Origin of the sequence: Arthrobacter sp. MYb227, from assembly GCF_002975435.1 — a bacterium.
Lineage (GTDB): Bacteria > Actinomycetota > Actinomycetes > Actinomycetales > Micrococcaceae > Paeniglutamicibacter.
This window is the reverse complement of sequence record NZ_PCPT01000017.1, coordinates 1-17,741: the sequence shown is the minus strand read 5'-3', so window position 1 is coordinate 17,741 and position 17,741 is coordinate 1. Positions and strand designations below refer to the sequence as shown.

Genomic DNA, 17,741 nt, shown 5'->3' with positions numbered 1-17,741 from the left:
CTCAGAACAGCGTGAGCTCCGGTGGCTTCCAATAATTATTTCGACGCGGTAGCTGATCGGGATCCAAATATTTGGGCAGGATCACATGCGGTAAACCGCGGTAAATCACGACTCGCAACTCGCCATTATCGATCATATGGTGGTGATTGATGCAGGCCATATGGATCGTTGTCACGCTGGTGCGCCCGCCATGTTGCCATTGATCGATGTGGTTGAATTCGCAGAGTTCCGGTGGAACGGTACACCCCGGAAAGATGCAACCGCCGTCGCGAGCCTGCACCGCAAGCTTGAGTTTTTCACTGAGCTGCCGTCGTTCACGGCCCAGATCAAGTATTTCTCCATCACCACCCAAAACTAGGGGGATGACTCCATCGTTGGCGAGTCTGCGTCTACATTCGGTGGCCGAGATTTCTAGTCCGTGCGCCGTGTAGCCAGCACCCCGAGCAAGTCCCATGAGCACCTCGAATTTGATGATCACCAAGAGCTTTCCCGCCGGTAGGCCGGTGAGCTTTCCATTTTTCTTGATGCCATATGGATGGTTTGCGCTACGCATAATGTTGATCAAGGTCTGTAGATGGCGTTGTGGGGCCGTGAGTCCGTCACATCCTGTGGCACGGGAATTAAACTGATCCTGGGCAACGTCACTGAAATCGTCATTCGACGGATGAGCCGGTGTTGGATCTAGCGCGAGCGCCGGATCGGCGGTAAACCATGGGGTGACCGGGGCCTGCGTTTCTTCGGGGCCCTGAACAAGCGTTCCGCTAGTCGTCGAATCCGGGGGAGCGGCTAAGGAGTTTTGGTCTTCAATCGTGGGCTCGGCGCCGGGCTGCGTGGCAGAATCTGTTAGGTTCTGGCGATTTCCTGCAAGGGTACGTGGGTTATCGGACTGTGCGAAGTGGGAGAGGAAGATTTCGGCATCGGAATTGAGCATGCATGCACTCAAGTAGGTGAAGTGGCGGGTGCGACGGGTAATGAAGATCCCCGTTTTTTCACGGATTTCGGCCGGAGCTGGGCTGCTTTCCAAGTCCTCGAGCTTCTGACCGATGGCATCGATGAGTTTTCTGGTCTCGGCGGGCCGCTGCTGCGTCAAAGAGTCCGCAACTTTCTCCTCGACGCGTCGGGCTAAATCCTTGGCATCGGGCTGGGCATCGATGGTCGGACGCAGCTTTTCAAGATGGCGGGCGGCCGTGCAGACATCCTTGACCCGTGCCCGACCTTCGGTGATTTGCTTGGCAAGTTTGGGGAAACGAGGAGCCGTGGGCTGCCCCGTGACACTGGTGTGTGGAAGTAATGAACGTCCGCCCTGGAGCCGGTCTCGGGCATCGTAAAAACTAATGCCCAGCATGCCGTGCAGTGCCTCGGCGGTGCTCTTGAATTCGAGCCGGCCGGTGCGTGCCATCTGCGGGTCCGCCGGCAAGCTGACGAGGCCGTGAACGTAATCGGTTGGATGATCTGCAATGCTGCGAATCGCGCTCAGCGCTTCGGGGACAAGCTCATGAAGCAGGGTTTGCTGGGCGAGTTGGGCCGCGCGCAGTTGCTCAAGTTCCACGGCTTGGGAATGATGTTCCAAAGCGCTTGCGTAGAGGGCTGCGCGCGTCGGGGAGGTCGTGTCGTGGGCAATGGATCGGCCGAGGTCTTCGGCAAGTTGGGTGGCGGCGATGAAGGCACGCAATTTATCGTCCGGGGTCAGGGACTGCCCCGGAGGGTCGTGCTGTCCCACGACGTCCTCGATAAAGCGCGTTGTTTCCATGTCCCCAAGTATGGGCACGATGGCTAGGCGGTGGGCGAGGAAGATGGAATTTGTGGATAACTCTGGGTGGGGGCCGGGAGGATTACCAGAGTTCGCGCTCCACTACTGCAGTGCGGATCTTGTTAAGAATGGTGCGTAGTTGTTCTTGCTCGTCGGTGGAGATTGAGTCGAAGAGTGTCTCGCGCACAAACGTCACGTGATCCGGGGCCGTGGCCCTAACGGTTTCCCAGCCGGAATCGGTGAGCATAATGTCTTGACCGCGGCCATCGCCGCTTGCCGCGCATCGGGAGATGAGTCCCTTGGCTTCCATGCGGCGTAGTAGGTGGGAGACGCGGGAGCGGTCCCATTTTAGGGCGCAGGCAAGATCCCCGGAACGCATGCGGCTTTCATCGGCCTCGGAGACTGCGGCAAGCACCGAGTATTCGCCGGTGGATAGACCGGCATCGTGATTGAGTTGGCGGTCCATGGCACTGGGGAAGCCCCAGAGAAATTCGCGGAATTCGAGCCAGAGTTCTTGTTCTGTGGCGCTGAGCCAAAGGGGTTCGGACATGGTGCTCCTCACAATTCTTAATAATTGGTTGACACGTCAATTGTTTCACGCAATGATTGAGTCAACAAGTTTTAGTTGACACGTCAGCAACATTGCGGCGTGACACCACAGTTCAAGGAGAACACGCATGAACAAGATTGCCATCATCACCGGTTCAACCCGTCCGGGCCGCAACAACGCAGGCGTGGCCCAGTGGGTCCTCGAGCAGGCCAACCTGCGCGGAGATGCAAACTACGAACTCGTCGACATTGCAGACTTCAACCTGCCGGTTCTGGACGAGGCTTACCCGGCCGGTTACCAGAACTACCAGAACGATCACACCAAGGCCTGGGCCGCGAAGATCAACGAATTCGATGGCTTCATCTTCGTGACCCCGGAGTACAACCACTCGGTGGCACCGGCGCTGGCCAACGCGCTGTCCTACCTGAACGTTGAATTCGCCAACAAGGCAGCCGGCATCGTTTCCTACGGTTCGGCCTTCGGCGTGCGTGCCGTGGAGCACCTGCGTGGCATCCTCTCCGAGCTTCAGGTTGCACACGTGCAGAAGACCGGCATGTTCTCCCTGTTCACCGACTTCGAGAACTTCTCCGTCTTCAAGCCGACCGACATGCAGGCAGCATCGCTGGCGCCGGTTCTGGATCAGCTGATTCCGTGGACCGCGGCCATGAAGTCGGTTCGCGAAGCAGCACTGGTTTCGGCCTAACTAGCTTTCCCTCGCGAAGGGGGAAACTTCAGGTGGTGGCCTCAAGAAACTTGGGGTTGCTTGAGGCCACTACCTGAACGGCCGTGAAAAAACGCGTGGTATCTCCCCTGACCATGCGTACAGTTCATGGCCCAAGGGTCTGCCCGTGCCGTTCCGCCGGGCAGGCCATTTTTATTGCCATGGTGCTTTGCAGCACACGAATCTAGGGTTGGATCATGAGCGAACAAGAACATAGCACCGCCGGTGCCTACGTGACCGGTGCCGAATTCACGCGCGACACAAACTACATTCAGGACCGCATCGTCGCTCATCCCGACGAGGTCCGTGCAACAGGTGGACCCACCGAGGGCACCATCGGCAATGTTGATGCAGGGATTGCCGACGGCGCACAGCTCTGGCCCGTAGAAGCCGGACGCTACCGCCTGATTGCCGCACGCGCCTGCCCGTGGGCCAACCGCACCATCATTATCCGCCGCCTGCTGGGCCTCGAAGATGCAATCTCGCTGGGCACCCCGGGGCCAGTGCACGATGTGCGCTCCTGGACCTTCGACCTTGATGACGGCGGAGTGGATCCGGTGCTTGGCACCGAACGGATCCAGGAAAACTACTTCAAGCGCTTCGCGAACTACCCACGCGGCATTACCGTGCCGGCCATCGTTGAGGTGCCCACCGGCGCGGTGGTGACCAACGATTACCCGCAGATCACGCTGGATTTCTCCACCCAGTGGAAGGCCTTCCACCGTGTTGGTGCCCCGGATTTGCTCCCCGCGGACAAGCTCGAGGAGATGCAAATTGTCAATAAGCGCATCTTCACCGAGATCAATAATGGGGTTTACCGGTGCGGTTTTGCCGGTTCCCAGCAGGCCTATGAGGAAGCCTACGATCGGCTCTGGGCCGCCATGGACTGGCTCGAGGAACGCTTGGCCACTGAGCGTTTCTTAATGGGCGATGCAATCACCGAGGCCGACATTCGCTTGTTTACCACGCTTGTACGTTTTGACGCGGTCTACCACGGCCACTTCAAGGCCAACCGGAACAAGCTCACCGAAATGCCAAATCTCTGGGCCTACGCACGGGACCTTTTCCAGTTGCCCGGTTTTGGGGACACCATCGACTTCGCTCAGATCAAGGAGCACTACTACGTGGTGCATACCGATGTGAACCCAACCCAGATTGTGCCCCAGGGACCGGCGCTGGAGAACTGGCTTGAACCGCACGGCCGCGAATCCCTGGGATCAAACCCGTGGGGCGCAGGCACCGCACCGGAACCGGTGCGCGACTCCGAGCGTGTGACGGCCGGACACAACCCGCTCTACCCGCTGAGCTAGGCGAACTCTTAGGCAAAGACCATGGGCCTCACCCGAAGGATCGGGTGAGGCCCATGGTCTTACACAATTGCGCAACTGTTAGCGGTGTGCGGTGACTATAAGCTCGCCATGACCGGCGCCGACCGGTTGTCCCGCCCACCCGCCATAGACCTCATCGACTATCAGACCAGCGGCGTCAAGATTCTTCCGTAGCGTCGCTTCGCTGCGGAAGGCAAGCACGGCATCTTCAAATTCACGATTTCCATCGGCCAGTAAACGATGTTCGGTGATGTTTACCAATCCGTGCTCTTGTTCCTGTGCATCGATCCATAAATGCACCCCGGTTCCATCCGAGAGCGTGTGCTGAGCACGCGTGCTACCCGGTGTCCAGCGTTCCCAAACGCGCGCCTGCGGATCGCGCGAATCGAAGACCAGTCGACCCCCGGGGCACAAGGCAGCCTGAACATCGGCCAGCGTTCGGGACCATTCATCGTCGCGGGTAATTGCCTGAGCCACGTGGGAGCTCATCAATACTGCATCAAATGTTGCATCATCGGGCAGCTGGGCCGAAGTGCCATCGATCCAGTGCACGGCGTGTGACCCGGGCTTGGCCCGTGCGGCATCCAACGAACCGGAATGCGGGTCAAGTCCGGTGACCTGGTGGCCGGCCTGAGCCAGGGCTATGGTCAGTCGGCCGGTGCCACACCCAAGGTCAAGAACTCGGCTGGACGGTTGCTGGTTAATGAACTCGAGAAAGAAATCTTCGGCGATCGTCCAGGTGTTTTCCGCGTCGTAAAGATCTGCGTGTTGCGCTGGGGTGAGGAAGGACTGCATGAAGCGAGCCTAAACTAGTTTTGCTAAATGTTGTACAAACGTTGGGATGCGGTGCAACGATCACTGCCCATAGGCAAGGAAGGCAAGAGCCGCATCGTACAGAGCGACGAACGTGATCGGGTCGCTGAAAAGACCGAGTTTCCGAGCCTAGATCAACCTTTTTAAAAAGCTTCGACGGGCGCGAAAATACATCTAGGTGTAGAAGAGCGCGTGGTTGCAAGGGCCTGTGCGCAGCGGGGAGCAAAGCGTTGGGGGATGACTTGGCAATGTAGCGGAAAACTAAAAATTGCCTAGAATCCGGGCTCGGAACGCCAATTTTCGTGAGCTTTGAGTTGTACCGAATGCTTCTGAGTTATGCCGAGTGAAGCAAGGGTGGTGGATTACCGACGGTAATCCACCACCTCGAAGCATCGTGCGTTATTGATTGTTCTTTGCACGTCAGCCGATCGGCGCAAACCTTGGATCATGCCCCGTGCAAAGACCTCGGCAGGCGCAGGCAAAAACCTAGGCGGGCTTACGTGCCGACCAAATCATATTTGTATTCAAGTACTTGGCCTTGACCTGAACATCTTCAAAGCCAGCCTTGATGAAACGCTCACGCAGCGCATCGGGGGACAAGAAACCAAGCGTCGAATCAACCAGGTACTCGTAGGACGGGCGATCCTTACCAATGAACTGACCCAGGGTTGGAATCACGATACGCATGCCCAAACGAATCACCGGGGTCAGCGGGCCGGCCGGGGGAGAAGACTCAAGGGCCGAAACCATGCCCCCTGGCTTGAGCACACGGAACTGTTCGGCAAGCACCTTATCCAGATCGCTGACATTGCGCAGCAGGTAACCGTGGGTCACCGCATCGAAGCTCTCATCGGCAAAGGGAAGCTCATGGGCATCGGCAAACTGCCAGTCGATGCCCTCCCCGCCATTGATCTGCCGAGCAAGATCCAACATCGATTCGGAGAAATCGGCGCCAATGATCTTTGCTGCCGGGTACTGGGTGCGAATTTCGCGGGCAATGACACCGGTGCCGGTGGCGAGGTCAAGGTAGCTGGAGCCCGGGAATGAGGTGGCCTTGGCGGCGACCTCGCGGCACCAGATTTGGTGCGAGTTCAGGGTCATCAGGCGGTTGATTAGGTCATAGCGTCGGGCGACCGAGTTGAAGGTGGCCTGGACTGAGGAATCTTTGTTTTGCATTGCCGCCGGTTCTTGCGTGGGAGTGCTGGTGGGGTTCGACTTCGAGTCTAGGCGAGGTGGCGGGTTGGGGATGAATCCGCGGTACCAATTTTGCCGCCTACCGCCAAGTCCACGGGAAGCGTGTGTGATGATAATGCGCATGGACTTGAGCACCGAACGATTAGTTTTGCGTGAATATCTGCTAACCGACCTGAACGATGTGCACGAATTCGCCTCGGATCCGCTGGTGTGTGCGCTCTCCGAGTGGGGTCCTAACAGTATTGCTCAGAGTCAAGCATTCCTTGCCCAATGTTTGACCGAAAGCACCGAAACCCCGCGGATGACGTGGACCTTTGCCATTTCGCGTGCGGGAAAAGTCATTGGATCGATCGCCTTGATGCGTGAAAAATCCGATCTGGTACGCCGGGAAGGTGATGCCGAAATTGGTTATGTGCTGCGCCAAGACTCCTGGGGCAGGGGGTTTGCCACCGAAGCAGCGGGAGCCGTGATGCGGTGGGCACACCAAGAACAGGGGATTACTCGACTAGTTGCAACGTGTCGACCAGAAAATAGTGCTTCGGTGCGCGTCTTGGAGAAACTTGGCTTGAATCGGATCGGTTACCTCGTAGGCGACAAAACGATCGATGGTGTGGCTCGGGATTCCCTTCTCTTTGAATCGAAGCGGCACGAGAGCGGACCGGTATGAGTAGCGCGAGAAAGCTTGAGGCAAGATTTGGGGGCCGTGGGCGGCGATGTGAAAGCGTCGGTGGGCACGTGGCAGGATTGAAATATGACGATCACCGCAGCCGCAGACGGTTCAGCACTCGGAAACCCAGGCCCGGCCGGATGGGCTTGGTACATCGACGATAACCAATGGGCCTCCGGTGGTTGGGCACACGGCACCAACAACATGGGCGAACTCATGGCGGTGCTTGACCTGTTCCGCGCCACCGCACACCGCAAGGATGAAGAGCTACACATCCTGTGCGATTCGCAATACGTGATCAATTCGGTGACCAAATGGATGCCGGGCTGGAAGAAAAAGGGCTGGAAAAAGTCCGATGGAAAACCCGTGCTCAACCTTGAACTGCTCAAGGAGATCGATGAAGCCATCAAGGGTCGGAACTACCGCTTTGAATGGGTCAAGGGACATGCCGGGCATGATCTGAATGAGGCCGCAGATGACCGAGCTCGAGCGGCCGCCACCGCGTATCAGGCCGGGCGCGAACCCGATGCCGGGCCGGGACTCAAAGACGCACCCGATGCCGGGGAACGTGCGGCAAAACGCGCGCAGATATCCTCCACGCCGGTGGAAAGCGAAACGCTAGCCATGCTCGAGGATGCACAGGGCCAAAGCCCCGCTGCAGCGCCACCGCACACCATTGCCGAGGCGCCGGTGGCCCCGCTTCCGGTACAGCGTGAGCCAGAAGCATCGGCCTCCGATCTACACATGGTCTTTGAACTTGAAAGCGAACTACTTTCCGATGAGGTGCGCGGTGATGTGCGTGAGGTGCTCGCATTCTTGCACCCGGAATTCCAGGAGATTAGCCGTGATGGCTCACTGACCGACAGATCGACGATCATTGCGGCACTCGGTGCGGGCCAGGCACTGCCACCGGGTGGCAGCCTGCAGGTGCTTGCCGCTAACCCGCTGGGTGCAAATATGGTGCAGCTTGCCTACAGATTGCAGTCGGGTCACCAAGTGATTTTGTGTTCCTCATTCTGGCATCGGATCGAGGGCCGCTGGTTGCTGCGCTACCGGCAAGAAACCCCCTCCAGCTAGTGCCATAGGAGCCATAAACGGTGTGACACCGTCATGAATGGTTCGCAAGACATCCGAGAGCCCACGTGAATAGGTAATGTGGGGCAGGTGACTACGCAGATAAATGCCAAGACCCTTGACCGACGTTTTGCCCCCGTTGCCGAGCTGCTGGCGTCCTACGCTCAAGACGATCCAACGTATTCGGGCCAGCTGGCCATCTACCAGCACGGTGAACTGGTTGTTGACATGCATGTTGGTGATGATTGCAGCGACGATTCGATGACGGGGGTGTTCTCCTGCTCCAAGGGTGCAGGAGCGCTAGTCATGGCGTTGCTGGTGCAAGAAGGCGTGCTGGAGCTCGAAGCAACGGTGGCCGAATACTGGCCGGAATTTGCCACCGCCGGCAAGGAAGCCATGACCGTGGCCCAATTGCTCAGCCACCAAGGTGGCCTGCCCGGAGTTGAGGGTGGATTCACCCAAGAAGAGCTCATTGATTCGCAGCTCGCCGCCGGGATTCTGGCTGCGGCTCAGCCGCTTTGGAATGCTCCCGGCATCTTTACCTATCACGCACTGAGTATGGGTGTTTTCATGGAGGAGCTGGCTCGCCGGGCCGCCCAAGAATCGTTGCAGAGTATTTTTGAGCGTCGCATGCGTGCCCCGCATGACATCGATTTTTACCTGGGGTTGCCCGAATCTCTTGAGGAGCGCTTCCGCCCGGTGCTCAAGGCCACCGCCGGGGATGAGGCACAGTTCATCGATCCGTACTCGACGCTGGGACTTGCGCTAAATTCCACCGCCGGGTTTGTGGGACCCGAAGGTCCGAGCTTCGAACTGATGGATGTGCCAAATACCCGTGCCGTACGTGAGGCAGGACTTGCCGCGATTGGTGGGGTTGCCAATGCACATGGCTTAGCAACGCTCTATGCGGCCGTAACCACTGGCTTTGTTGATGCATCGGGTGATGAACACGCACCATTGCTCACCGCACAGACCATCGCCGCGGTCAGCCAAGACCGGGTTTATGGTTTTGACCGTGCTTCTGGGAACCAGAATGCCTTTGGCATTGGTTTCATGAAAGCGCATGCGGGCAACGACTTTGGATCAGCACGCGCCTTTGGCCACGATGGGGCTAATGCTTCGCTTGGCTATGCAGATCCGGCCTACGGATTGGCCTTTGGCTACATTCCTTCGCGAGCCGAGGCCGGCGGCACCGGATCGCGCGGTGGACGCCTGAGTGTACTGAGCCGCCAGGTGCTGTTGGGCGGCTAATCCTTTGGCGCGACGGAACTGAAATCCGTGCGAATGCAGGGAAAGGGGCACCTTCTTCGAGAACTTTAGCTCTTAGCCAGGGATAGAAATCCGCTTAGATGACTTCGGAAGGTAAATCTGAGAGATACTGATCGGCCCGAAGTTCCTCTAGCCAGGGGATCTGCGCCGGCTCGGCGCTGCGCCGCGTGTTGGCCTGATGCAAGAACACGATGTGTACCGGGATGATGTACTCATCAGTAGCCTTTGCCTGATCGGTCGCCTCACTAAGGGTTAGCGGAACCTGGTGTGGGCCAGCTTGACCAAGATCTTGACCGTGTCCCAACACCGGATGGCCGGGGTATGAGTGGTTTTCGAGCTCAGTGGACCGGTGGTTTTGATGCGTGAGATTCTTACCGAGGTGATGTTTCATGCTTTGAGCCTGCGCGCCAAGACTATGCGGTGGCTGTGTCTAAGGCCGGTACAAACCATGAGTCATCTAGGGGGCAAGGCCGGGTTGTCCCGGGATAGGCTGGTGGGCGTGGAATTCTCGAAACGATACCTGGCTCTTGGCGACTCCTTCACCGAAGGAATGGGCGATGTTGATCCAACACGGCCCAATCAGGTCCGCGGCTGGGCAGATAAGGTAGCCGAACAGCTCTGCCAGGACCCAGACTGGGGTTATGCGAATCTGGCGATCCGCGGGAAGAAGGTCGGGCAAATCATCGACGAGCAGCTGCCCGTGGCCCTGCGCATGAACCCGAGCCTGATCAGCCTGTATATGGGTGGCAATGATATTTTGCGCCCGCGCGTGGATATCGATAACCTGCTGCAAAAATACGATGCAATGGTCGGCGAGCTGGCCGGCACCGGTGCGCAACTGCTGCTGTTTACCGGCTTTGATTCAAATGGTTCGGCGATCTTTGAAAAAACCCGCGGTCGTACGGCCATCTACAACCTGGGGGTGCGGGCCATTGCCGAACGCCACGGTGCACGTGTTGCCGACTACTGGAACTGGTACGAATTTCAGGACTGGCGTTATTGGGCCACCGACCGGCTACACATGGGAGCAGCCGGACACACCCTGATGGCCAAGAAAGTGCTTGGTGTCTTGGGCGAAGGATTTGGCCTCGGCCCGGGGCCCAATGCCATCACCGACCCGGTGCTGCCACCGATGGTGGTGCAATCCAGGATTCAAAAGGCACGCGCGGATGCCGTGTGGGCCAAAGAATTCTTGGCACCGTGGATCAAACGTCGGCTCACCGGCACCTCATCGGGCGATCACCTTTCGGCACGCTACCCGCAGTATATTTCGCTGCAGGGGCTTGCCTCCTAAATCTAGGGTCCGCGGCGCGATATGCCTCGGGTTCGTTGCCTGAATCGGCAAGATCAGCCACACATCTAGTCAAGACGCTGCGGGAAATGATTTGCTGGGGACCATGGACGGGCAACAGAAATCCCACGAGGCACCGGATACACAAGGCAAACACGCGAACGAACCCCATAATCGGGGAGTCGCCGAACGGCTGAACTGGCTACGCGCCGGGGTGCTGGGCGCCAATGATGGGATTGTCTCGGTGGCAGCGGTAGTGGTTGGCGTTGCCGGAGCCACAACTGCCAACGGGCCAATTCTAGCCGCGGGTGCTGCTGCGGCCATCGGCGGGGCCATCTCCATGGCACTGGGGGAGTACGTCTCGGTCTCAAGCTCCGCCGACTCGCAACGGGCGCTGATCGAAAAGGAACGTCTAGAGCTCAAGCACATGCCGCAGGAAGAACTGGCCGAGCTGACCGGGCTCTACGAAGCCAAGGGACTGAGCCCAAGAACCGCGGCACAGGTGGCCCGCGAACTGACCGAACATGATGCGCTGGCGGCCCATCTGGATGCCGAGCTACAACTCGATCAAGACGAGGTGCTCAACCCCTGGAACGCGGCCATCGCCTCCGCCATCGCCTTTTCCGTGGGAGCCGCGCTGCCCTTCGCCACTGCCGTGTTCCTTCCCGGTGCACTGAAAATCCCCATCACCTTTATTGCCGTGATGATCGCACTGGGAATTACCGGGGCGTTGGGTGCCCGGCTGGGCGGAGCTCCGATGCTACGGCCTACGCTCAGGGTGCTGATCGGTGGGGCAGCGGCGCTCGCCGTCACCTTTGCCATTGGTTCGTGGTTGGGTGTTTCAGGGGTTCTATAGCATCGAGCAGCGGTGCTGAACTATGGGTATGAGCACCAGATGTAGTGCCACGTTTTGTGCCACCATGCGACAAATTTGTGACGTGTTTGGAAGGCTCGGTTTGAATTCCGATTCCTGTTGGGGAGGTGTCGTAGGCTGATTTCGCTGTTCTATGGTGCCGATCAATTGGTGCTCATAGCTAGCGCCCAGAGTCACCCCTGACCTAGGATGCGTTTACGTGGGTTTGTGAGTGTGGTACGAACCTCTGTGGCTCAATAAACAACGACGACGATGGAGGTAGGTTTATATGTCTGAGATACATGCACCAACACTCGGTGCGAAACTTTCCGCTGAATTTATGGGCACCTTCGTGTTGGTATTTGGCGGCTGTGGTTCGGCTATTTTCGCCGCAAAGGTTCTCTCCGATGAGACAGTGAACATGGGCATCGGATTTCTTGGCGTTGCGCTGGCCTTTGGTCTCACGGTCATGGTGATGGTCTACGCGGTTGGCCACATCTCCGGTGGACACTTCAACCCGGCAGTAACCGTGGGTGCCGCATTTGCCAAGCGTGTGGAATGGAAGCTTGTACTTCCTTATATCGTGACTCAGCTGATTGCAGCCTCCGTTGCCGGTGCCGTGCTGTTCCTTATTGCCAATGGCAAGGATGGCTTCAACGCCGTCGAATCCGGATTCGCCTCAAATGGTTATGGCGAGCGTTCTCCGGATGGATACTCAATGGCTTCGGTGCTGGTGGCCGAAATCGTGCTCACGGCGATCTTCCTCTATGTGATTCTGGGGGCCACGGATCTACGTGCGCCAGCTGGTTTTGCCGGGATTGCTATTGGTCTTTCACTGACCCTGATCCACCTCGTTGCCATTCCAATCAGCAACACCTCGGTAAACCCTGCGCGTTCATTGGGGGTCGCATGGTTTGCCGGACCTGAAGCCTTGGGTCAGGTGTGGCTATTCTTCGTGGCACCACTGATCGGCGCGGCAATCGCGGGTCTCACCTACTACGTGTTGTTCCCGGACCGTAAGGCCACCGAGGAACTTGTATAGGTTTTTCACGTTCTGAAATGCATTCGAGTATAGAGGGGCGACTAACCAAAATATTGGTTAGTCGCCCCCTATACGTGTAGGCCCGAAGATGACGCTGCAGTGTGCGGGAAACGGCCAAAGGAGTACCGAACTGAGTCATGGCTTCGTTCATGAGTGTCGCGTTGAGCCCAAGTATAAAATCTCGCCTAGGTGTTCGATTTCCTTTCGGCCGATGGAATCGGAAGCGGGGAAAGGTCAGAAGTTTTTTTCAAATTGCCATGCTGATCTGCGATTCAATGCCACATGTTGTTTGGCTCACGCTTCGGCGGTAGGATGGAAGGCGTGCCTCGCAGGGGGCATAGCCATTGACACGCGGCGGGAGAGTCCCGCTCAACGTAAGTTGGTCGGGCGCCGTAGGAGCAATTCCTCTCCGGGAAACTCTCAGGCCCCCGTACCGCCGCGAAGAGGCAACTCTGGAAAGTAGCAACATCGCCTAAGGCGTTGCGGCTCACCGAAGGTGCAAGCAATCTCCCGTCTCCAGCGGGTGGTGCGGAAACTCTCAGGTCACAGAAACAGGGTCGGAGAGGAACTTGCAGCTCGTTCGGCGTGCGCGTACGCCGATGACCCAATGGAGTTCCCCATGACCGTGACCCCGTCCGCTGAATTCGTCGCCCGCCATATTGGCCCTCAGGGCAGCGATATTGACACCATGCTCACCCAGCTTGGCTATTCATCCCTCGACGAACTCGTCGACACAGCAGTCCCAGCAGATATTCGCCAGAGCGAACCGCTGAACCTGCCCTCAGCCCGCACCGAAGCAGAAGCGCTTGCCGAATTGCGCGTGCTGGCTAACAAGAACGTCATGAAGACCCAGATGATTGGTCAGGGTTTCGCAGATACCTTCACCCCTCCGGTCATCCTGCGTAACGTGCTCGAAGCTCCGGCCTGGTACACCGCTTACACCCCGTACCAGCCAGAAATCTCCCAGGGCCGCCTCGAAGCCTTGCTGAACTTCCAGACCATGGTCATGGACTTGACCGGTCTGCCGATCGCCAACGCCTCGATGCTCGATGAAGCATCGGCAGTTGCCGAATCCGTCTTGCTGATGCGCCGTGCCAACAAGGCCAAGGCCACCGCCAAGACCGTACTTGATGCAAACCTGTTCCCGCAGACCATTTCCGTGGTCCAGGGCCGCGCCGAAGCCCTGGGCTTCGAGGTTGAAATCGCCGACCTGACCGCTGGCCTGCCAGAAGGTGAAATTTCCGGCATCGTGCTGCAGCAGCCGGGCAACAACGGTGAAGTTGTTGACCACACTGCCGTGATCGCCGCCGCCAAGGAGCGCGGTGCGATGGTGACCGTTGCCGCCGATATCCTCTCGCTGACCATGATCACCGCCCCTGGCGATCAGGGCGCGGACATCGCCGTGGGTAACACTCAGCGCTTCGGTGTTCCACTGTTCTTCGGTGGCCCGCACGCCGCCTACCTAGCAGTACGCAATGGTCTTGAGCGCGCTCTTCCGGGCCGCCTGGTTGGCGTATCCAAGGATGATGCCGGAACCCCTGCCTACCGCCTGGCCCTGCAGACTCGTGAGCAGCACATCCGCCGCGAGAAGGCCACCTCCAATATCTGTACAGCACAGGCATTGTTGGCCATCACCGCCTCGATGTACGCCGTGTACCACGGTCCGGCCGGCCTGAAGCACATTGCTCAGCGCACGCACAACCACGCCCGCACCATCGCCACGGTGCTTTCCGCTGCAGGTCTGGAACTTGTTGCAAACACCTTCTTCGACACCGTCCAGGTCAAGGGCGTCGACGTTGCTGCGATCATCGCCAAGGCCGAAGAAGCGGGCATTAACCTGCGCCGCGTCAACGCAGACACCGTGGGTATCTCCACCGATGAGACAACCACCGCCGCACACGTGGCAACCATCGCCGCAGTCTTCGGTGCCGATGCCGCGGGTATCAAGGCCGAGGGCTTTGAAATCCCTGCCGCATTGCTGCGCACCAGCGATTACCTGACCCACCCGATCTTCAACTCGATCAAGTCAGAAACCCAGATGCTGCGCTACCTGCGCCGCCTCTCGGACCGCGACCTAGCCCTTGACCGCACCATGATCCCGCTGGGCTCATGCACCATGAAGCTGAACTCCACCGCCGAGATGGAATCCATCTCCTGGCCGGAATTCGCCTCCATTCACCCGTTTGCCCCGGAACACCAGACCGCCGGTTGGCGCGCGCTGATCACCGATCTTGAGGGCCGCCTGGCAGAAATCACCGGCTATGCAGGTGTCTCACTGCAGCCAAACGCCGGTTCACAGGGCGAATACTCGGGTCTGCTGGCCATCCGCGGATACCACCTTGCCAATGGGGACACCGCCCGCGATGTCTGCCTGATCCCGGCCTCGGCACACGGCACCAACGCTGCCTCGGCAGTACTTGCCGGCATGAAGGTCGTCGTCGTCAAGACCGCGGCCGATGGTTCAATCGACGCCAACGACCTTGATGCGAAGATCGAAGCCAACAAGGATGTTCTTGCGGCAATCATGATCACCTACCCGTCGACCCACGGCGTGTACGATCCTGATGTGCGCGAGGTTTGCGACAAGGTTCACGCAGCAGGTGGCCAGGTCTACATCGACGGTGCAAACATGAACGCACTGGTTGGTCTGGCGCAGCCGGGCAAGTTCGGCGGAGACGTCTCGCACCTGAACCTGCACAAGACCTTCTGCATCCCGCACGGCGGCGGCGGCCCGGGCGTTGGCCCGGTTGCAGTTGCCGAACACCTGGTACCGTTCCTTCCGGGCGATGCCACCGGCACCTACACCGTGCGCGACGGCATCCCGGTAGTTGCAACGCTCTTTGGTTCGGCAGGCGTCCTGCCGATCTCCTGGGCCTACATTGCGATGATGGGTGGCGACGGATTGACCAGCGCCACCAAGACCGCAATCCTCTCCGCGAACTACATCGCGAGCCGACTGAACGAGCACTTCCCGATCCTGTTCACCGGTAATAAGGGCCTAGTTGCCCACGAATGCATCCTGGATCTGCGCGAACTGACCAACAAGACCGGCGTGACAGCCGAGGATGTTGCCAAGCGCCTGATCGACTTCGGCTTCCACGCCCCAACTCTTTCTTTCCCGGTGGCCGGCACCCTGATGGTTGAGCCAACAGAGTCCGAGGACCTGGGCGAGATCGAACGCTTCATCGAAGCCATGATCGCCATCCGCGGCGAAATGGAGCAGGTACTTGCCGGAGACTTCGCTATCGAAGAATCCCCACTGCGCAATGCCCCGCACACCGTTGCGGCAGTGGTCAACACCGCTTGGGATCGCAAGTACACGGTAGAGCAGGCGGCCTTCCCGGTGAAGGCACTGCGCGTAGATAAGTACTTCCCGGCCGTGGGACGCATCGATGGTGCAGGTGGCGACCGCAACCTGATCTGCTCCTGCCCACCGGCCGAAGCCTTCGAAAACTAAGCCCGAGAACTCGTTTACCCCACGAAAGGTAGCTTGATGAGCGACCCGAAGAAAACCTCCCTGCATGCCCAGCATGCGGAACTAGGCGCTTCCTTCACCGACTTCGGTGGCTGGGATATGCCGCTGAAGTACGGTTCGGAATTGGCCGAACACAAGGCAGTACGCGAGACCGCTGGTCTCTTTGACCTCTCCCACATGGGCGAAGTCTGGGTTGAAGGCCCGGAAGCAGCGAAGTTCCTGAACTCGGCGCTGGCCGGCAACATGGCGATCATGAAGATCGGCCGCGCCAAGTACTCGGTGATCTGCAACGAAGCAGGTGGCATCATTGATGACCTAATCACCTACCGCCGCGGCGAAGAAAAGTTCCTGGTGGTTCCTAACGCCGGTAACGCACCGGTTGTTGCGGCAGCCCTTGCCGAACGTGCGGCTGGCTTTGACGTAGTTGTCACCGATGCCTCGGCAGATACCTCACTGGTTGCCGTGCAGGGTCCAAACTCCGTGGCCATCCTGCATGAGCTTGCCGACGATGCAAACAAGGCACTTGTCTCCGAGATGCCGTACTACGCAGCGGACGAGGCAACCATTGGTGGCTTCGACGTGTTGTTGGCGCGTACCGGTTACACCGGTGAGGACGGCTTTGAGCTGTACCTGCCCAACGATCAGGCCCCGGCACTGTGGGAAGCACTCATGAAGGCCGGCGCAAACCACGGGTTGACCCCGGCAGGTCTTGCCTGCCGCGACTCGCTGCGCCTCGAGGCCGGCATGCCGCTGTACGGCAACGAGCTCTCCGAAGAAGGCAACCCGTTCGAGGCCAACCTAGGCCCCATCGTCTCCTTCAAGAAGGAAGAAGACTTCGTGGGCCGCACGGCATTGGAGGCCATCAAGGCCGAGGGCGCCAAGAAGGTACTGGTCGGCTTGAAGGGTCTTGGACGTCGCGCCGGTCGTGGCGGTTACCCGGTCTCGGTTGATGGCACCCAGATTGGTGCTGTGACCTCCGGTCAGCCGTCCCCAACCCTGGGCTTCCCGGTGGCACTGGCCTATGTTGAACCGCAGCACGCGGAAATCGGCACCAAGGTCGATGTTGATTTGCGTGGCAAGCCGGAGGCCTTTGAGGTCGTCGCGCTGCCGTTCTACACCCGAGCCAAGTAACGTTGTTGGTGGTGTGCGAGGCATTTAGTTGCTCAGCGCACCACCAACCACACGGCTTTACAGCTTTACCATCACATTCTTTGAGAGGAAATATCATCATGAGCAAGGTTCTTGCCTCCCTTCGTTACTCCGCCGAGCACGAGTGGCTCGATGACGCGACCCCTGCCAAGGTCGGCATCACCCAGGTAGCAGCAGATGCACTGGGCGACGTTGTCTACGTTGATCTGCCAGAGGTTGGCGACGCAGTGACCGCAGGCGAAACCTGTGGCGAAGTTGAGTCCACCAAGTCGGTATCCGATTTGTACTCACCGGTCACCGGCACCATCGTTGCTGTCAACCAGGACGCCATCGACAACCCGGCAATCCTTAACGAAGACCCATACGGCGCCGGCTGGCTGTTCACCGTTGAGGTGACCGAGGAAGGCCCGCTGCTTACTGCGGCAGAGTACGCCTCGGCCAACGGTGGCGATGTAGCGTGACCGCTACCTTCGAATCCCTGGCCCCTGCATCGCTGACGCAGGATATTTCCACGCTTGATCCGGAGATCGCCGAGCGTATTGACGCGGAGCTGGCTCGCCAGCAG

At 58.8% G+C, this 17,741-nt stretch carries 16 protein-coding genes and 1 riboswitch; of the genes, 11 read left to right on the top strand and 5 right to left on the bottom strand.

Annotated features, from left to right (window positions below):
- Position 1 precedes the first annotated feature (1 nt).
- Complete coding sequence (locus tag CQ018_RS18855; protein WP_105551557.1) at positions 2-1,750, bottom strand: HNH endonuclease signature motif containing protein; 1,749 nt, start codon at positions 1,748-1,750, stop codon at positions 2-4.
- Positions 1,751-1,832: 82 nt separating this feature from the next.
- The gene (locus CQ018_RS18850; protein ID WP_105551556.1) at positions 1,833-2,300 is read right to left on the bottom strand and encodes a MarR family winged helix-turn-helix transcriptional regulator; all 468 of its coding nucleotides are present in this window, start codon (positions 2,298-2,300) and stop codon (positions 1,833-1,835) included.
- Between the two features lie 127 nt (positions 2,301-2,427).
- Between CQ018_RS18850 and CQ018_RS18845 the strand changes: the two genes are divergently transcribed.
- Positions 2,428-3,003 (top strand): NADPH-dependent FMN reductase, encoded by a 576-nt coding sequence (locus tag CQ018_RS18845; RefSeq protein WP_105551555.1) that lies wholly within the window; start codon positions 2,428-2,430, stop codon positions 3,001-3,003.
- Positions 3,004-3,218: 215 nt separating this feature from the next.
- Entirely contained in the window at positions 3,219-4,331 is a 1,113-nt protein-coding gene (locus CQ018_RS18840) for a glutathione S-transferase family protein (RefSeq protein ID WP_105551554.1), read from the top strand.
- 78 nt (positions 4,332-4,409) lie between these two features.
- Here CQ018_RS18840 and CQ018_RS18835 read toward each other — a convergent pair whose 3' ends face one another.
- Both CQ018_RS18835 and CQ018_RS18830 read right to left on the bottom strand, forming a co-directional pair.
- Positions 4,410-5,144 (bottom strand): class I SAM-dependent methyltransferase, encoded by a 735-nt coding sequence (locus CQ018_RS18835; RefSeq protein WP_105551553.1) that lies wholly within the window; start codon positions 5,142-5,144, stop codon positions 4,410-4,412.
- Positions 5,145-5,648: 504 nt separating this feature from the next.
- Positions 5,649-6,479: a ubiquinone/menaquinone biosynthesis methyltransferase gene (locus CQ018_RS18830; RefSeq protein WP_258142751.1), complete on the bottom strand. Its 831-nt coding sequence runs from the start codon at positions 6,477-6,479 to the stop codon at positions 5,649-5,651.
- On the opposite strand from CQ018_RS18830, the gene CQ018_RS18825 reads away from it, so the two are divergent.
- From CQ018_RS18825 to CQ018_RS18815, 3 genes are all read left to right on the top strand, one after another.
- A complete protein-coding gene (locus CQ018_RS18825) occupies positions 6,478-7,023 on the top strand; it encodes a GNAT family N-acetyltransferase (RefSeq protein ID WP_181150013.1) in 546 nt (181 codons plus the stop codon). The genes CQ018_RS18830 and CQ018_RS18825 overlap by 2 nt on opposite strands.
- Before the next feature lie 84 nt (positions 7,024-7,107).
- Positions 7,108-8,100: an RNase H family protein gene (locus CQ018_RS18820; protein ID WP_105551550.1), complete on the top strand. Its 993-nt coding sequence runs from the start codon at positions 7,108-7,110 to the stop codon at positions 8,098-8,100.
- 87 nt (positions 8,101-8,187) lie between these two features.
- The gene (locus CQ018_RS18815) at positions 8,188-9,348 is read left to right on the top strand and encodes a serine hydrolase domain-containing protein (RefSeq protein ID WP_258142749.1); all 1,161 of its coding nucleotides are present in this window, start codon (positions 8,188-8,190) and stop codon (positions 9,346-9,348) included.
- 94 nt (positions 9,349-9,442) lie between these two features.
- Here CQ018_RS18815 and CQ018_RS18810 read toward each other — a convergent pair whose 3' ends face one another.
- Complete coding sequence (locus CQ018_RS18810; protein ID WP_105551549.1) at positions 9,443-9,757, bottom strand: hypothetical protein; 315 nt, start codon at positions 9,755-9,757, stop codon at positions 9,443-9,445.
- Between the two features lie 108 nt (positions 9,758-9,865).
- On the opposite strand from CQ018_RS18810, the gene CQ018_RS18805 reads away from it, so the two are divergent.
- The 6 genes from CQ018_RS18805 to gcvH all read left to right on the top strand — a co-directional run bounded on the left by CQ018_RS18805 (position 9,866) and on the right by gcvH (position 17,637).
- Positions 9,866-10,660 carry an SGNH/GDSL hydrolase family protein gene (locus CQ018_RS18805; protein WP_105551590.1) on the top strand — a complete coding sequence of 265 codons (795 nt, stop codon included), beginning with the start codon at positions 9,866-9,868 and terminating at the stop codon, positions 10,658-10,660.
- A 103-nt stretch (positions 10,661-10,763) separates the two neighbouring features.
- Positions 10,764-11,513 (top strand): VIT family protein, encoded by a 750-nt coding sequence (locus CQ018_RS18800; protein ID WP_105551548.1) that lies wholly within the window; start codon positions 10,764-10,766, stop codon positions 11,511-11,513.
- 286 nt (positions 11,514-11,799) lie between these two features.
- Complete coding sequence (gene aqpZ, locus CQ018_RS18795) at positions 11,800-12,552, top strand: aquaporin Z (protein WP_105551547.1); 753 nt, start codon at positions 11,800-11,802, stop codon at positions 12,550-12,552.
- Positions 12,553-12,897: 345 nt separating this feature from the next.
- A riboswitch (glycine riboswitch) is annotated at positions 12,898-12,998 on the top strand.
- A gap of 173 nt (positions 12,999-13,171) precedes the next feature.
- Complete coding sequence (gene gcvP, locus CQ018_RS18790) at positions 13,172-16,009, top strand: aminomethyl-transferring glycine dehydrogenase (protein WP_105551546.1); 2,838 nt, start codon at positions 13,172-13,174, stop codon at positions 16,007-16,009.
- A gap of 36 nt (positions 16,010-16,045) precedes the next feature.
- Positions 16,046-17,158 (top strand): glycine cleavage system aminomethyltransferase GcvT, encoded by a 1,113-nt coding sequence (gene gcvT, locus CQ018_RS18785; RefSeq protein WP_105551545.1) that lies wholly within the window; start codon positions 16,046-16,048, stop codon positions 17,156-17,158.
- Positions 17,159-17,256: 98 nt separating this feature from the next.
- On the top strand, positions 17,257-17,637 hold the full coding sequence (gene gcvH / locus CQ018_RS18780; protein ID WP_105551544.1) for a glycine cleavage system protein GcvH: 381 nt from the start codon (positions 17,257-17,259) through the stop codon (positions 17,635-17,637).
- The last annotated feature ends 104 nt before the right edge of the window (positions 17,638-17,741 follow it).